The organism is Variovorax sp. LjRoot84 (assembly GCF_964254305.1).
Classification (GTDB): domain Bacteria; phylum Pseudomonadota; class Gammaproteobacteria; order Burkholderiales; family Burkholderiaceae_C; genus Variovorax.
In genome coordinates this window covers 83,615-97,635 of sequence record NZ_CAXUTE020000001.1, presented here as the reverse complement: position 1 = coordinate 97,635, position 14,021 = coordinate 83,615, and the positions used below count along the sequence as shown (strand labels likewise).

The 14,021-nt window shown below is 69.2% G+C and carries 14 protein-coding genes; 2 read left to right on the top strand and 12 right to left on the bottom strand.

What is annotated here, in order from left to right; translation table 11 throughout:
- The 12 genes from ACSQ9I_RS00515 to ACSQ9I_RS00460 are packed head-to-tail and all read right to left on the bottom strand — an operon-like array spanning window position 1 to window position 12,991.
- Window positions 1-1,053, bottom strand: a complete 1,053-nt coding sequence (locus ACSQ9I_RS00515) for a phosphotransferase (RefSeq protein ID WP_436311913.1) — start codon at window positions 1,051-1,053, stop codon at window positions 1-3.
- Window positions 1,050-2,078, bottom strand: coding sequence for a histone deacetylase family protein (locus ACSQ9I_RS00510; RefSeq protein ID WP_436311912.1), 1,029 nt, complete (start codon window positions 2,076-2,078; stop codon window positions 1,050-1,052). Before ACSQ9I_RS00510 ends, ACSQ9I_RS00515 begins: the two co-directional genes overlap by 4 nt.
- Window positions 2,079-2,095: 17 nt before the next feature.
- Window positions 2,096-2,797: a GntR family transcriptional regulator gene (locus ACSQ9I_RS00505; RefSeq protein ID WP_093104628.1), complete on the bottom strand. Its 702-nt coding sequence runs from the start codon at window positions 2,795-2,797 to the stop codon at window positions 2,096-2,098.
- 32 nt (window positions 2,798-2,829) lie between these two features.
- Window positions 2,830-3,714, bottom strand: coding sequence for a DMT family transporter (locus tag ACSQ9I_RS00500; RefSeq protein ID WP_436292216.1), 885 nt, complete (start codon window positions 3,712-3,714; stop codon window positions 2,830-2,832).
- Window positions 3,711-4,769 carry a histone deacetylase family protein gene (locus ACSQ9I_RS00495; protein ID WP_436311911.1) on the bottom strand — a complete coding sequence of 353 codons (1,059 nt, stop codon included), beginning with the start codon at window positions 4,767-4,769 and terminating at the stop codon, window positions 3,711-3,713. Before ACSQ9I_RS00495 ends, ACSQ9I_RS00500 begins: the two co-directional genes overlap by 4 nt.
- Window positions 4,766-6,136, bottom strand: a complete 1,371-nt coding sequence (locus tag ACSQ9I_RS00490; protein WP_436311910.1) for an aspartate aminotransferase family protein — start codon at window positions 6,134-6,136, stop codon at window positions 4,766-4,768. Before ACSQ9I_RS00490 ends, ACSQ9I_RS00495 begins: the two co-directional genes overlap by 4 nt.
- Before the next feature lies 1 nt (window position 6,137).
- Entirely contained in the window at window positions 6,138-7,100 is a 963-nt protein-coding gene (locus ACSQ9I_RS00485; RefSeq protein WP_436315687.1) for a 2-hydroxyacid dehydrogenase, read from the bottom strand.
- Window positions 7,100-8,755, bottom strand: coding sequence for an ABC transporter ATP-binding protein (locus tag ACSQ9I_RS00480; protein ID WP_436311909.1), 1,656 nt, complete (start codon window positions 8,753-8,755; stop codon window positions 7,100-7,102). Before ACSQ9I_RS00480 ends, ACSQ9I_RS00485 begins: the two co-directional genes overlap by 1 nt.
- Window positions 8,752-9,597, bottom strand: a complete 846-nt coding sequence (locus ACSQ9I_RS00475) for an ABC transporter permease (protein ID WP_093104645.1) — start codon at window positions 9,595-9,597, stop codon at window positions 8,752-8,754. Before ACSQ9I_RS00475 ends, ACSQ9I_RS00480 begins: the two co-directional genes overlap by 4 nt.
- Window positions 9,594-10,568, bottom strand: coding sequence for an ABC transporter permease (locus ACSQ9I_RS00470; RefSeq protein WP_436311908.1), 975 nt, complete (start codon window positions 10,566-10,568; stop codon window positions 9,594-9,596). Before ACSQ9I_RS00470 ends, ACSQ9I_RS00475 begins: the two co-directional genes overlap by 4 nt.
- Before the next feature lie 7 nt (window positions 10,569-10,575).
- Window positions 10,576-12,144, bottom strand: a complete 1,569-nt coding sequence (locus tag ACSQ9I_RS00465) for an ABC transporter substrate-binding protein (RefSeq protein ID WP_436311907.1) — start codon at window positions 12,142-12,144, stop codon at window positions 10,576-10,578.
- A 55-nt stretch (window positions 12,145-12,199) separates the two neighbouring features.
- Entirely contained in the window at window positions 12,200-12,991 is a 792-nt protein-coding gene (locus ACSQ9I_RS00460; RefSeq protein ID WP_436311906.1) for a class II aldolase/adducin family protein, read from the bottom strand.
- A gap of 274 nt (window positions 12,992-13,265) precedes the next feature.
- Between ACSQ9I_RS00460 and ACSQ9I_RS00455 the strand changes: the two genes are divergently transcribed.
- Together ACSQ9I_RS00455 and ACSQ9I_RS00450 are read left to right on the top strand one after the other, a co-directional pair.
- Window positions 13,266-13,547 (top strand): hypothetical protein, encoded by a 282-nt coding sequence (locus tag ACSQ9I_RS00455; RefSeq protein ID WP_436308290.1) that lies wholly within the window; start codon window positions 13,266-13,268, stop codon window positions 13,545-13,547.
- 125 nt (window positions 13,548-13,672) lie between these two features.
- Entirely contained in the window at window positions 13,673-13,864 is a 192-nt protein-coding gene (locus ACSQ9I_RS00450; protein ID WP_436311905.1) for an addiction module protein, read from the top strand.
- The last annotated feature ends 157 nt before the right edge of the window (window positions 13,865-14,021 follow it).

Genomic DNA, 14,021 nt, shown 5'->3' with positions numbered 1-14,021 from the left:
TCAGGCCTCCATGTGCAGGCCGCAGGCGCGGCGGAAGACGGCGGTCGCGGCTTCGGCGCCGACGCGCTCGCAGGCCGCGAGGCGCGCCCATGAGAGCGGGTTGTTGCGCAGCAGATAGGCCGCGTTCTCGGGATGGCGCGCCGCGCGCCAGCCGCTGATGGCCACCACCATCACCAGCCGCGCCGTGATCAGCGTGAACAGCAGCTCGACTTCGGCCGCGAGCAGCGGCCGCACGCCGTGGTAGGCGGCAACGAAGGGCGCGATGTCGGCCAGCGGATCGTCGCCGGTGCCGACCTGGTAGGCGGCCGCGACGGCCAGGTCGTCGATCGCCGGCGCGCGCACCATGTCGCCGAAGTCGAGGATGCCGGCGATGCGCTCGGTGTCGGCCGGATCGACCAGCACGTTGTAGATGTTGAAGTCGTTGTGGATTGGCTGCGCAGGCAGCACGGCGAGCCGCGGCTTGGCGTCGCGCTCGAAGCGGTCGAGCGCGCCCTCCGCCAGCGCGCGGCGTTCCGGGTCGGCGATGTGCGCGAGCAGGCCGCGCACGCTGTCGGCGCGCTGGATGTCCCAGGGCAGCGCGAGTTCGCCGGCGGGATGGTCGAAATCGCGCAGCGCAAGGTCGAGCCGCGCCAGCATGCGCGCGAGGTTCTTCTGCTGCCGCGGCGTGCGCGGCGCCTCGGGCAGCGGCAGGCCGGGCAGGTAGCTGAAGAGGCGCGCCACGCGCGGCAGGCCGTCTCCGGGATCGCAGAGGAAGGAAGGCTCACCGCTCGATGCCGGCACGATGCGCTGCACCGGCAGCTGCGGGTCGGCAGCCGCGAGGTGCAGCAGCGCCTGGGTCTGGAAGTCGGCGACCAGCGCCGACTCGGCCGGATGCGAGATCTTGAGCATGAAGCGCGCGCCGCCGCCGGGCGGCGCCAGCAGGTAGTTGCGGTCGCGCTCGCCCGTCAGCGCGCGCAGCTCGCCCTCGATGCCCCAGCGCTCGCGCGCCAGCGCGCGCACCCAGGCATCGTCGAGTTCGGGCGAGCCCTCGCTCAGGACCTGCGCGTCGGTCATGCCGCGCCGGCGAAGCCGCGCAGCGCGCTCGCGATGTTGGGGCCGAGGTCGTCGGAGAGGTAGCCGCCCTCCTGCACCAGCACGGTCGGCAAGCCGAGGCGCGCGATCTCGGCCAGCAGAACCGCGAAGCCCGGCGTCGTGATCTTCATGCCCTTGTACGGGTCGCGCTCGTGGGCGTCGAGGCCCAGCGCCACCGCCAGCGCGCCGGGCGCAAAGGCGCGGATGCTGTCGCAGGCCTCGCGCAGCGCCGGCAGGTAGCCGTCGAGATCGGTGCCGAGCGCCAGCGGCTTGTTGATGTTGTAGCCCAGGCCCTCGCCCTCGCCGCGCTCGTGCGCATGGCCGGTGAAGAAGGGCGTGAAGTTGCGCGGGTCGCCGTGCAGCGAAATGGTCAGCACGTCGGCGCGGCGGTAGAAGATGCCCTGCGTGCCGTTGCCGTGGTGCACGTCGATGTCGAGGATGGCCACGCGCGCGTGCCTGCTGCGCAGATGCTGCGCGGCGATGGCCACGTTGTTCAGGTAGCAGAAGCCGTTGGCGCGATCGACGTAGGCGTGATGGCCCGGCGGGCGGCACAGCGCATAGGCGGCGCGCTCGCCGTCGAGCACCAGCTGCGCGGCGTGCGTCGCCATGTGGGCCGACGCAACGGCCGCCTGCCAGGTGTGGGGGCCGATGGAGCAGGCGTTGTCGCCCATGTGGAAGCCGGCCTGTCCGACCACGCTCTCGGGATAGCTGCAGGGCTGGCCCGGAAAGGGGTGGATGTTCGGCATCACCTCTTCCGAAGGGTCGTCCAGCAGCTGCCAGCGCGCATGGGCCGTCTCGAGGAAGCGCAGGTAGTCGGGCGTGTGGATGGCCGCGCGCGGGCCGGCGCCGAAGTCCTCGCAGGGGACGATCTCGTGGCCATCCTTGCGCACAGCGTCGAGCAGCCGGAAGGCGCGCTCGGGCTGCTCGTTGCTGCGCTTGAGCTTGCCGCGCACCATGAACAGCTGCGGGTCGTGCCCTTGGTGCGTGTCGGTGTAGACGACCTTCATCGAGGGGGTCCTTGAATTCAGGGGGTGGGGACGCCGTGCTGCCGAACGAACAGGGCGCGCACGTCGCGCCATGCGGATTCGATGTGCGTGCGCATCGCGGCCTTGGCGGCTTCGATGTCGCGGCGCACCAGCGCGTCGGCGATCAGCAGGTGGTTGCTGGCCACGGTCTCGGAATCGTCGACCACGGTGATGAGGGCGATGATCATGCGCAGCTCGGTCTGCGTGTTCAGGAAGATGCGGTGCAGGTGCGCATTGCCCGAGAGTTCGCTGATCAGCGTGTGCAGCGCGAGGTCGGTATCGATGCGCTCGTCCTGCGCCCGCGTGCGTGCCAGGCGCACCATGTCGTCGACCATCGCGCGCACGCGCGCCAGGTCGGCATCGCTGGCCTTGCGGCAGGCCAGCTCGATCGAGGTCAGCTCCAGGCTCAGGCGCACTTCGTACAGGTCGTCGATCTCCTGCACGCTGATGGTTCGCACCGCGAAGCCGTGGCGCGGCCGCGCGACCAGCACGCCCTGGCGCTCGAGCCGGCGCGCCGCTTCGCGCACCGGCGCACGGCTCACGCCCATGCGGCGCGCGATGTCGGCTTCGACGATGCGGCTGCCGGGCGCGAGGCGGCCTTCGACGATGGCGCGGGTGAGCTGGGCTTCGACCAGGCCGACCAGGTCGGTCGCCTCGACGGATTCGAAAAGAACGGTGTCGGAAGAGGAATTGAAAGCCATGTGGTTGTCTCGTCTTGTTGGAGCACCCGGGCTCATTCTTTCATCGGCTGCCGCGCCAGGTAGACGCCGGCCGCGATGATCAGCGCAATGCCCGACATCGCCAGGCCGTCGGGCGGCTTGTGGAACCAGAAGGTGCTGAAGGCCACCGCGAGCAGCAGCTGGAAATAGTTGAGCGGCGCCAGCGTCGAGGCCTCGACCCGCTCGAAGGCCGCCAGCAGCAGCCACTGCGCCGCGCCGCTGCAGGCGCCGCCGGCCAAAAGCAGCAGCACGGCGCCGGCCTCGGGGCGCTCGGCCGGCAGGAAAAGCGGCGCCGGCAGCGCGGTCGCGATCAGGCAGACCAGCGCGGTGTAGGCGTACTGCACGGGGCTCGCGACCCTGCCCGCGAGCCGGCGCGTGAGCAGCTGGAAGACGGCGTAGCAGACGGCGGCGATCGCCATCAGCACGGTGCCGAGCCACGGCAGGTCGCTGCCGGGCCGCACGATCAGCAGCATGCCGGCAAAGCCGACGACCACGGCCACCCAGCGGCTGCGCTGCACCTGCTCGCCCACCAGCCAGGGCGACAGCGCGACCATCAGCAGCGGCGCGGTGAAGTAGATGGCCGTGGCCTCGGCCAGCGGCATCCAGATCAGCGCCGTCATGAAGCACGTGGCCACGGTCGCCAGCATCGCGCCGCGCAGCAGCAGCAACTTCTTCTGCGGCGCGCGCCAGATGCGCAGGTCGCCGTGGTGCAGCAGCATGGCGAGAGCGATGCAGATCACCGACAGGTAGCGCATCAGGTTGACGAAGGGCGCCGGGTAGAACTGCAGCATCTTCTTGCAGAAGGCGTCGTAGGAGGCGAACGCCACCAGCGCGCAGAAGAAGAGCGCGATGCCGGCGCTCCTCGACCCCGGCGCTCGCAGTGCGGCGGTGGTCATCACCGAAGCGCCTCGAAGCCGCGCAGAAAGTGGTCCAGCGCCGAGCCGATGGCCTCCACCATGTAGCCGCCTTCCTGGACGATCACCGTGGGCAGGCCCAGCGCGCCGATCTTCTCGCCGATGCGGCGGTAGGCGTCCAGGTCGAGCCGCAGCACGCTGATGGGGTCGTCCTTGTAGCTGTCGAAGCCCAACGCGAGCACGAGGGCCTCGGGCGCGAAGCCGCGCAGCGCCGCCAGTCCCTGGTCCACCGCTTGCAGGAAGAGCTCGTTGCCGGCGCCGTGGGGCAACGGCAGGTTCAGGTTGCAGCCCTCGCCTGCACCGCTGCCGCGCTCGTGCGCATAGCCGGTGTAGAACGGGTAATAGCCGCTCGGATCGGCATGCGTCGACACGGTCAGCACGTCATCGCGCGCATAAAAGATGTTCTGCGTGCCGTCGCCGTGATGGGCATCGAGGTCGAGCACGGCCACGCGGCCATGGCGCTCCCGGAGGCGCTGCGCGGCCGCCGCACTGTTGTTCACGTAGCAGAAGCCGCCCGCGCGGTCGCGGTGCGCGTGGTGGCCCGAAGGCCGGCACAGGGCATAGGCGGCGTCGCCGCTGTCGAGCACCGCGTCGGCCGCCGCCACCGCGGTGTGCGCCGAACGCAGGACCGAGCGCCAGGTGTGGGGGCCGATCGGGCACGAGAGGTCGCTGATGTAGTAGCCCGTGCGCGCCACGATCGACGGCGAGGGGCAAGGCGCGCGCAGCACGCCCGGCGTGCCGCCGTGGTACGGCGAAAGATTGGGCAGCACTTCGATGCCCGGCTCGACGCCCGGCAGCTTCAGCGCGCGCCACAGCGCGTAGGCTGTTTCGAGGTAGTCCAGATAGTCGGCGCTGTGCACGCCTTCGAGCGGCGCGCGGCCGTAGTCCCGCGGCTGCGCGAGTTCGATGTCGCGTGCGGCCAGCGCGTCGCGCAAGGCATGCGCGCGGGTCGGCAGATCGGCCGGCTTGCTGATGCGGCCCAGGCGCATGAACTGCTGCGGATCGTGCAGCAGCTGCTCGTCGGTGAAGAAGGCCTTCATGCCATCGACGCTTCGAAGCCGACCAGGGCGCAGTCGAAGCGCTCGAACATCTCGTCGATCTGCGCGGCGCTGATGACGAGCGGCGGGCAGAAGGCGACGGCGTCGCCCATGGCGCGCACGATCAGGCCCTGTTCCAGCGCGAGTTCGGCCACGCGCGCGCCGGCCTTCTGCGCCGGATCGAAGGGCGTGCGCCGGGCCGGGTCGGCCGCGAGCTCGATCGCGCCGATCAGGCCCACGCCGCGCACCTCGCCGACATGCGGGCGCGCTGCGTAGCGCTGCAGGCCCTGCTGGAAGCGCGGCGCCAGCGTCTTCACGTGCGCGAGGATGTTCTCGTCTTCGTAGACCTGCAGCGTTTCGAGCGCGATCGCGCAGGCCACCGGATGGCCCGAGTAGGTGAAGCCGTGGCCGAAGGTGCCGATCTTTCCGCTGTTGGCGGCCACCGCCGCATGCACCTTCTCCGACACCATCACGGCCGAGATCGGCACGTAGCCCGAGGACAGCGCCTTGGCCGCGGTCAGGATATCGGGCCGCAAGCCGAAGGTGGTGGAGCCGAACATCTCGCCGGTGCGACAGAAGCCGCAGATCACCTCGTCGGCGATCAGCAGCACCTCGTACTTCGCGAGCACCGCCTGCACCTTCTCGAAGTAGGTGGCCGGCGGCACCAGCACGCCGCCCGCGCCCATCACGGGCTCGGCGATGAAGGCGCCGACGGTCTCGGGGCCCTCTTCGAGGATGCGCTTTTCCAGCGCATCGGCCAGGCGCGTGGCAAAGGCTTCCTCGCTTTCGCCGGCCTCGGCGTAGCGGTAGTGGTGCGGGCAGTCGACGTGCAGGATGCGAGCGATCGGCAGGTCGAAGTCGCGGTGATTGGGCACCAGGCCGCTCAAGCTGGCCGCTGCCACGGTGACGCCGTGGTAGGCATTGCGGCGCGCGATGATCTTTTTCTTGTCCGGCTTGCCGATGGCGTTGTGGTAGTACCAGACCAGCTTGACCGCGCTGTCGTTGGCCTCGGAACCGGAGTTGGCGAAGAACACCTTCGACATCGGCACCGGCGCGAGCGTGAGCAGCTTCTCGGCGAGCGCGATGGCCGCCTCGTTCGAGCGGTGGTTGAAGGTGTGATAGTAGGGAAGCGAGCGCAGCGCCTCGCTGCCGGCCTTGGCCAGGCGCTCGTTGCTGAAGCCCAGCGAGGCGCACCACAGGCCCGACATCGCCTCCAGGTAGCGGCGCCCCTGGTCGTCCTCCACGAAGATGCCGTCGCCGCGCCGGATCACCAGCGGCCCGACCTGGGGATGGGTGGCGAGGTTGGTGAAGGGATGAAGGTGCGCCGCGATGTCGTGGGCGGCGTTGTCGGCGTGGGTGGATGGGTTCATGTCAGTAGCCGCGTTCGAGGTCGACTTGGTGTTGAGGACGCTCGCCCTTCTGAAGCAGTGCGAGGTTGGCGAGGGTCTGCTGCGCGATCACCAGGCGGTCGGTGCGCGTCGCGATGTGCGGCGTGATCAGGATGCGCGGATCGGCCCAGAAGGGATGGTCCGGCGGCAGCGGCTCCTGCGAGAAGGCATCGAGCGTCGCGGCCGCGAGCTGGCCGCTTTCGAGCGCAGCCAGCAGGTCGGCTTCGACCAGGTGATCGCCGCGGCCGACGTTGATCAGGTGCGCGCCGCGCGGCAGTTTCGCGAACAGCGCGGCATCGAGAAAGCCCTGCGTCTGCGGCGTCAAGGGCAGCAGGCACACCAGCGTGTCGCAGCCCGACAGGAACGCGTCGAGCTGTCCGGCGCCGTGGAAGGCGACGACGCCCGGCGGCAGCGCTTCCTTGGCGCTGCGGCTCCAGCCGCGGACCTGGTAGCCGATGCCCGCGAGCGCCTCGGCGCAGGCCATGCCCAGCGTGCCGAGGCCGGCGATGCCGACGCGATGGCGGCGCGGCGAGACCACGTCCTGCTCCTCCCATCGGCCGGCCGCAGAGCTCGCGACGTAGGCGTTCATGCCGCGATGGCGCTGCACCACCGCCCAGCTCACATAGGCCTTCATGCCGGTGGCCATGCCGGGGTCGACGATGCGGCACAGCGGGCGTTCGCGCGGCAGCTGCGGATCGGCCACGATGTGGTCGATGCCCGCGGCCAGCGACTGCACCAGCTTCAGCTTCGGAAGCTGCGCCAGCTGGCCGTGCGGCGGAAACCAGCAGACGGCCGCCTCGATGTCTTCCAGCGGACCGAGCTCGGCGCCGAGCCGCAGGTCGATGCCGGGGCAGGCCTCGCGGAAAGCGGGTGCGAGGTACTGCATGTCCAGCACCTCGCTGAGCAGTGCCACGCAGGGTGTCGTGCTGTCGCCGTTGCGCTGCATCACGCGACCCGCGCTGCAGCTTCGGCGGGCGAAGCCAGCCGCGGCACCGCATCGATCAGCTTGCGCGTATAGGCATGCTGCGGGTCGTTCAGCACCGCATGCGTCTCGCCGTACTCCACCACCTCGCCGCGCTGCATCACGGCGATGTGGTCGCACATCTGGCCGGCGACGCGCAGGTCGTGGGTGATGAACACCATCGCCAGCTGGAACTGCTCGCGCACCTGGGCGAAGAGTTCCAGCACCTGGGCCTGCACGGAGACGTCGAGCGCCGACACCGGCTCGTCGGCGACCAGCAGCTCCGGCTGCATCGCCAGCGCACGGGCGATGCCGATGCGCTGGCGCTGGCCGCCGGAGAACTCGTGGGGATAGCGTTGCGCCGCGTCGGCCCCGAGCCCGACCAGTTTCAGCAGCTCCATCGCGCGCGCCATGGCCTGCGCCTTGGCTACGCCCTGGGCGATGGGACCGCCGGCGATCGCCGCACCGATGCGATGCCGCGGGTTCAGCGACGCATACGGATCCTGGAACACCATCTGGATCTTGCCGCCGGCAGAGCGGCGGAAGTTCCCGTCCTGTGCCAGGTTGTGCCCCTTGAAGAGGATGCGGCCGCTGTCGAAGGGCGCCAGGCCGACCAGGCAGCGGCCCACGCTCGACTTGCCCGAGCCCGACTCGCCGACCAGGCCCAGCGTCTCGCCGCGGCGCAGCTCGAAGTTGATGTTCTTCGCGGCCTGCACCGAGCGGCCGCGTTTGAACAGGCCCGCGCCGGACTTGTAGGTCTTGCACAGGTCCTGCACCTGCAGCAAGCGCAGCGCATCGTCGGTGGGCGTGGCGCGCTGTGCGTGGCCATGGGGAATGGCGGCGATCAGCTTGCGCGTGTAGGGATGCCGCGGCGCGCCGAGCACGCCGGCGGCGGCCCCGGACTCGACGATCTTGCCGGTCTGCATCACCACCACGTGATCGGCGATCTCCGAGACCACGCCGAAGTCGTGCGTGATGAAGAGCACGGCGGTGCCGCGGCGCTGCTGCAGTTCGCGCACCAGCTTGAGGATCTGCGCCTGCGTCGTCACGTCGAGCGCGGTGGTCGGCTCGTCCGCGATCAGCAGCACGGGCTCGAGCACGAGTGCGCAGGCGATCATCACGCGCTGGCGCTGGCCGCCGGAGAGGCGGAACGGATAGCTGTCGATCAGCAGCTCGGGATCGGGCAGGCCCACGTCGGCCAGCGCCGCGAGGATGCGGCGCCGCTTCTCGGCCGCGGGCACCGTGCCGTGCGCATCGAACACCTCGCCAATCTGCTCGCCGATGCGCATGACCGGGTTCAGCGCCGTCATCGGCTCCTGGAACACCATGCCGATGCGCCGGCCGCGCAGCTCGCGCATCTGCGGCTCGGTCAGCGCCAGCAGGTCGGTGCCTTCGAACAGGATCTTGCCGGCCACCGGCGCCACCTGCGGGCGCGGCAACAGGCCCATCACCGCGTTGGCGATCATCGATTTGCCCGAGCCGGATTCGCCGACGACGCACAGCGTCTGGCCCGGCAGCACCGAGAGCGTCGCGCCCTCGACCGCGAGCGCGCGGTCGGCACCCTTGGGCAGCGAGATGCTCAAGTCGACGACCTCGAGCACGGCTTGCGCCGGCTTCAGGCGTGTCACGCCGGCGTTCATCGGCCCCTCCCGTCCAGCCGCGTGTTGAGGCCGTCGTTGAGGCCTTCGCCCACCAGGTTGAGCGCGAGCACGGTCAGCACGATGGCCAGCCCCGGGAACAGCGCCATCCACCAGGCCTGGCGCAGCACGGTGCGGGCCGAGCCAACCATGTAGCCCCAGCTCATCTGGTTGGGGTCACCCAGGCCGAGGAAGCTCAGGCTCGATTCGAGCAGGATCGCCGTCGCCACCATGAGCGAGGCCATCACGATGATGGGCGACATGGCGTTCGGCAGGATCTGCGTGAGGATGATGCGCGGCGTCGACTGGCCGGCCAGCAAGGCGGCCTGCACGAAGTCGCGCTGGCGCAGCGTGAGGAACTCGCTGCGCACCAGGCGCGCCACCGGCGGCCAGGAGACGATGGCGATGGCCGCCACGATGGAACCGACCGAGGGCTGGAAGATCGCGACCAGCACGATGGCCAGCGCAAAGCTCGGCACCGCCTGGAAGATCTCGGTGAAGCGCATCAGCCCGGCATCGATCCAGCCGCCGAAGTAGCCGGCGACGGCACCGAGCGTGACGCCGATCAGGAGCGCGACGACGGTCGAGACCACGCCGATCAGGAGCGAGATGCGCGCACCGTGGATCACGCCCGAGAGGATGTCGCGCCCGAGGGTGTCGGTGCCCATCGCGAAGCCGGGCTCGGTCCAGGGCCGCAGGAAGGGCTGCTGCACCATGCCCCAGGGGTCGTTGGCGGCCATCCAGGGGCCGAACAAAGCGACGACGGCGACGACCGCCAGCACCACCATGCCGGCCACCGCGCCCTTGTTGCGGACGAAGCGCCGCCAGAAAGGACTTTGGGTCATGTCAGTTCGATGCGTGGGTCGACCAGCGTGTAGACGAGGTCGGTGATCAGGTTGAACAGCACGGCCATCGCCGCCGTCACGAGGAAGGTGCCCAGCAGCAGGCTGTAGTCGCGCTGCAGCAGCGCGTCGAACATCAGGCGGCCGAGGCCGGGCCATGCGAACACGGTTTCGGTGAGCACCGCGCCGCCGATCAGGCTGCCGGCCTGGATGCCCGCGAGCGTGACCACCGGCAACAGCGCGTTGCGCAGCACGTGCGCGCGCAGGATGCGGCCGGGCTTCACGCCCTTGGCGCGTGCCGTCTTCACGAAGTCCATCTGCGCGACGTCGAGCATGGCGGCGCGCGTCATGCGGGCGTAGACGGCCATGTAGAACAGCGCCAGCGTCAGCACCGGAAGCACCAGGTGCTGCGCAACGTCCCACGCCAGTGCCAGCCCGGTCGCGCCCGAGCCGACGGTGCTGAAGCCGAAGCCCGGAAGCCAGTCGAGCTGCACCGTGAACACCAGCACGGCCATGAGGGCGAGCCAGTACAGGGGCGTGGCATAGAACACCAGCGCCACCGTGGTGATCGCGCTGTCCACCCACGTCCCGGCCCGCCGCGCCGAGAGCGCGCCGAGCGTGACGCCGAACAAGAGCGACAGCGCGAAGGCGCTGCCGGTGAGCAGCAGCGTCGCGGGCAGCCGGTCCATGATCAGCTTCAGCACCGGCTGCTGCTGGCGGTAGGAGAAGCCGAGGTCGAGCTGCACCACCTTGCCGAGGTAGGTGCCGAGCTGGGTCGTGATCGGCTGGTCGAGCCCGAACTGCGCGCGCAGCTGGGCGACGAACTGCGGGTCCGAAGCACCGGCCTCGCCGGCCAGCACCGAGACCGGATCGCCCGGCGCGGCGCGCACCAGCATGAAGTTGACGGTCGCGATCAGCAGGATCGCGACCAGACCCTGCAGCACGCGGGCCAGCATGAATTGCGTGCGCTTCATGCGCGGCTCAGGCCACCGAGGCGCCGCTCAGGCTGTCGTTCAGGCCGATGCCCGAACTGATGATGTTGCTGAGCTTGGTGCGGTAGAGCGTCGGGAAGTTGATCTCGTACAGCCAGGCCACCGGCACGTCGTTCAGCAGCAGCTTCTGCGCCTCCAGGTAGATCGCCTTGCGCTTCTCGGGGTCGGCCTCCTTGGCGCCGGCGTCGAACAGCTCGTCGATCTTCGGGTTGGAGTAGCCCTCGACGTTGTTGAAGGGCGAGCCCTTGGCGATGTTGGCCGTGGTGTAGTTGCGCGCCACGCCCAGGGCCGGGTCGCCGTACTGGTAGACGTAGGTGAAGGCGAGGTCGTAGTCCCACTCGTTGAGCTTCTGGTTCCAGCCGGCCACGTCGGTGGCGACCATCTCGAGCTTGACGCCGGCCTGCGCCAGGTTCTGGCGCAGGATCTCGGCCGAGCGCGTCCAGGTCTCGCCGTAGGGCAGCGGCAGCAGGCGCAGCGTCTCGCCCTTGTAGCCGGCCTCGGCCAGCAGCTTCTTGGCGGTGTCGACGCTGCGCGGGTACTTGGGGACGTCGGTGCTGTGGAACTTGATGTTGCTGTTGAAGGGGCCGGTCGCCGGCTTGGCGAAGCCCTGCCAGGCCACCTTGCAGATGGCCTCGCGGTCGATCGCGTGCATCAGGGCCTGGCGGAACTTGACCTGGTCCATCGGCGCCTTGCGGTTGTTGATCCACAGCCAGGCATGCGGCGCGAAGAACTCCCAGCCCTTGGTCGTGACCGCGGCGCCCGGCAGCTTCGACAGCCGCAGCACGTCGAAGTACTCGACCGCGCCGCCCGGCACCAGGTCGACCTTGCCCGATTCGAAGGCCGCGGCGCGCGAGGCCGCGTCGGGAATGACGTGGAAGTACACGCTCTCGACCAGCGGAGCGTCCTTGACGTGGTACTTGTCGTTGGCCACCAGCTGGATGTAGGAGCCCTTGACCCATTCCTTGAACTTGAACGGGCCGGTGCCGATCGGCGTGGCGTTGGCCGGGTTGGCGGCGAAGTCCGTGCCTTCGTAGATGTGCTTGGGGATCATCGGCATGCTGCCGACCTCGAAGATGCCGAGGAAGGGGCCGAAGGGGTACTTGAGCTTGAACTCGACCGTCAGCGGATCGACCGCGCGGATGCTCTCCACCGCGGCGAGGTTGGCGCGCAGCCGTGCATGCGTCTTGCGCAGGAACACGTCGGCCGAGAACACCACGTCGGCCGAGGTGAAGGGCTTGCCGTCGTGCCACAGCACGCCGGGCTTGAGCTTGAAGGTGAAGAGCGTGCCTTCCTTGTTCGAGGTCCAGGAGGTGGCCAGCGAAGGCAGCGGGGTGATCTTCTCGTCGTAGCGCAAGAGGCCTTCATAGATGTTGCCGGCAATCATCTGCGTGGGACCGTTCTGCGTGATGCCCAGCATCAGCCCGGGCGGCTCGGGCTGGACCACCGCGTTGATCACGCCGCCCTTCTTGCCTGCCGCCAGCACATGCAGGGGAACGCCCGCGAGCGTCAGGCCGGCCGCCGTGGCGGCACCCATTTGAATGAGATTGCGACGTTTCATGAGAACTCCTTGTGGCTCGATCGGGGATGGTGGGAAGGAAGGAAGGGAACGAAGCTCAGTCGCGGAAGGACGTGGCGGGCACGGGCTCGATGCGCTGCAGCAGCGCGCGCCATTCGCGTGCATTCGGGTCGGGCTGGCCGGGCATGCGCACGGTGTCGCCGCTCTCGTACTGGCGCGCGGTCTTTTCGCAGACCTCGGGCGGAACCGGGTAGGCCGGCTGGCCGCTGGACTGGATCGCGACCTGCACGCGGCAGGCGCGCTCCAGGTTGAGCATGAGGATGAAGGCCTCCGACACCGTGCGGCCCAGCGTGACCAGGCCGTGGTTGCGCAGGATGAGCGCACGCGCCGTCGGCCCGAGGTCGGCGACCAGCCGTTCGCGCTCCTCGAAGTCGAGCGCGATGCCCTCGAAGTCGTGATAGACCACGCGCTCGTGGAACTGCAGCGCCCACTGGTTGCACGGCTGCAGCCCGCCGGCGAGCGAGGACACCGCCACGCCCGCCACCGTGTGCGTGTGCAGCACGCAGGCGGCGTCGTGGCGCGCCGCGTGCACGGCGCTGTGGATAGTGAAGCCGGCCGGGTTCACGTCGTAGGGCGAGTCGTCGAGGATGCGGCCCTCGAGGTCGATCTTCACCAGCGAGGAAGCCGTGACGTCCTTGAACAGCATCCCGAAGGGGTTGATCAGGAACTGGTCTTCGGTGCCGGGCACGCGCGCGGAGATGTGCGTGTAGATGCTGTCGTCCATCCCGTAGTGCGCCACCAGCCGGTAGGCGGCGGCCAGGTCCTGGCGCACGGCGCGCTCGGCTTCGGAGATCGGGAGGGCCGCGCGGCCCACTGCGTGCAATGGCATGGATCTTTTCCTTGGGTCGGTTCCGACGGGCAACTGTCGACAGTCGGCATTTCACAGCATACAGCAATATACGGGCCCATCCTTCGATGTGTGCATCCACTCTCCTGGCATGCCTCTACAAACAAGGTGATTCATCCCAATGAAGAGGGCGTACAGTGTTGATCTGATTCAGGGCCTTCGGGCGCGCCGCACACTATCGGGGCAGCCAGGCACCATGGCGCGCCACACCAGGCAAACTGCGCCAGACTGCAGACTGTTCGAAAAGGAGCCGAGCATGAAACTGCTGGAAATGCCCGAGGCGCAACGCGCCGAGCTGTCCGCCCGCAGCGCCCTGGCCATCGACGCCAAGGGCCGGGAAGTGCTGCATGGCTTGAGCGCCGACGAGTCGCAGTTCTTCGTCGATTGCATGCGCGAGTCGCCGTCCCGGCCGGCCGAACGCGAGCGCTGCGTGGAACTGAGCGTCAAGCACGAGGCCGCCCGCCTGAAGATCGCCTCGGTGGACGACGAAAGCACCGGCGAAGAAAACAGGCCTCCGCGCCTCGCGCACAAATTCTGAAGGCCGCAACGGGCAGCGCTGGATCGGCGGCGCTGAGCCGGCTCTGAGGGATCGAGAGCTTGGCGGCGCCCGGCTCCGGCAGTGCTGTGGCATGCTTGCCATTCGCACTGGTTTGCGGAGGCGTCATGTCCATTGCCGTTCAAGATCTTGAGGCTCAGGTCCTCGGTTTGCCGCCCGAGGACCGCGCTCGACTTCTGGAGCGACTGATCGCCAGCTTCGAGCCCAGATCAAAGGCACAGGAAGCGTGGATGCAGCTGGCGCTGCGCCGCCAGGAGGATGTCCGTTCGGGCAAGGCCGCAATGGTCCCGGGGCGATGAGGCCCTTGCGCGCGTGCGGGCAAGGATCAGGTGAGTCACTGGATTCATCCCGAAGCCGAAGCTGAGCTCGGTGATGCGGCGTCTACTATGCGACCCATGCAAGTCGACTGATCGCAGAGGCTTTCCTCGCCGAGTACGAGCGAGTTCTCGGGCTCCT

Bases quoted from the DNA above. Each gene is read 5' to 3' on its own strand.
- ACSQ9I_RS00510 (WP_436311912.1), bottom strand. From the start codon at position 2,078: ATGAAGGTCGTCTACACCGACACGCACCAAGGGCACGACCCGCAGCTG.
- ACSQ9I_RS00485 (WP_436315687.1), bottom strand. From the start codon at position 7,100: ATGCAGCGCAACGGCGACAGCACGACACCCTGCGTGGCACTGCTCAGC.
- ACSQ9I_RS00480 (WP_436311909.1), bottom strand. From the start codon at position 8,755: ATGAACGCCGGCGTGACACGCCTGAAGCCGGCGCAAGCCGTGCTCGAG.
- ACSQ9I_RS00515 (WP_436311913.1), bottom strand. From the start codon at position 1,053: ATGACCGACGCGCAGGTCCTGAGCGAGGGCTCGCCCGAACTCGACGAT.
- ACSQ9I_RS00495 (WP_436311911.1), bottom strand. From the start codon at position 4,769: ATGAAGGCCTTCTTCACCGACGAGCAGCTGCTGCACGATCCGCAGCAG.
- ACSQ9I_RS00470 (WP_436311908.1), bottom strand. From the start codon at position 10,568: ATGAAGCGCACGCAATTCATGCTGGCCCGCGTGCTGCAGGGTCTGGTC.
- ACSQ9I_RS00490 (WP_436311910.1), bottom strand. From the start codon at position 6,136: ATGAACCCATCCACCCACGCCGACAACGCCGCCCACGACATCGCGGCG.
- ACSQ9I_RS00465 (WP_436311907.1), bottom strand. From the start codon at position 12,144: ATGAAACGTCGCAATCTCATTCAAATGGGTGCCGCCACGGCGGCCGGC.
- ACSQ9I_RS00505 (WP_093104628.1), bottom strand. From the start codon at position 2,797: ATGGCTTTCAATTCCTCTTCCGACACCGTTCTTTTCGAATCCGTCGAG.
- ACSQ9I_RS00450 (WP_436311905.1), top strand. From the start codon at position 13,673: ATGTCCATTGCCGTTCAAGATCTTGAGGCTCAGGTCCTCGGTTTGCCG.
- ACSQ9I_RS00475 (WP_093104645.1), bottom strand. From the start codon at position 9,597: ATGACCCAAAGTCCTTTCTGGCGGCGCTTCGTCCGCAACAAGGGCGCG.
- ACSQ9I_RS00460 (WP_436311906.1), bottom strand. From the start codon at position 12,991: ATGCCATTGCACGCAGTGGGCCGCGCGGCCCTCCCGATCTCCGAAGCC.
- ACSQ9I_RS00455 (WP_436308290.1), top strand. From the start codon at position 13,266: ATGAAACTGCTGGAAATGCCCGAGGCGCAACGCGCCGAGCTGTCCGCC.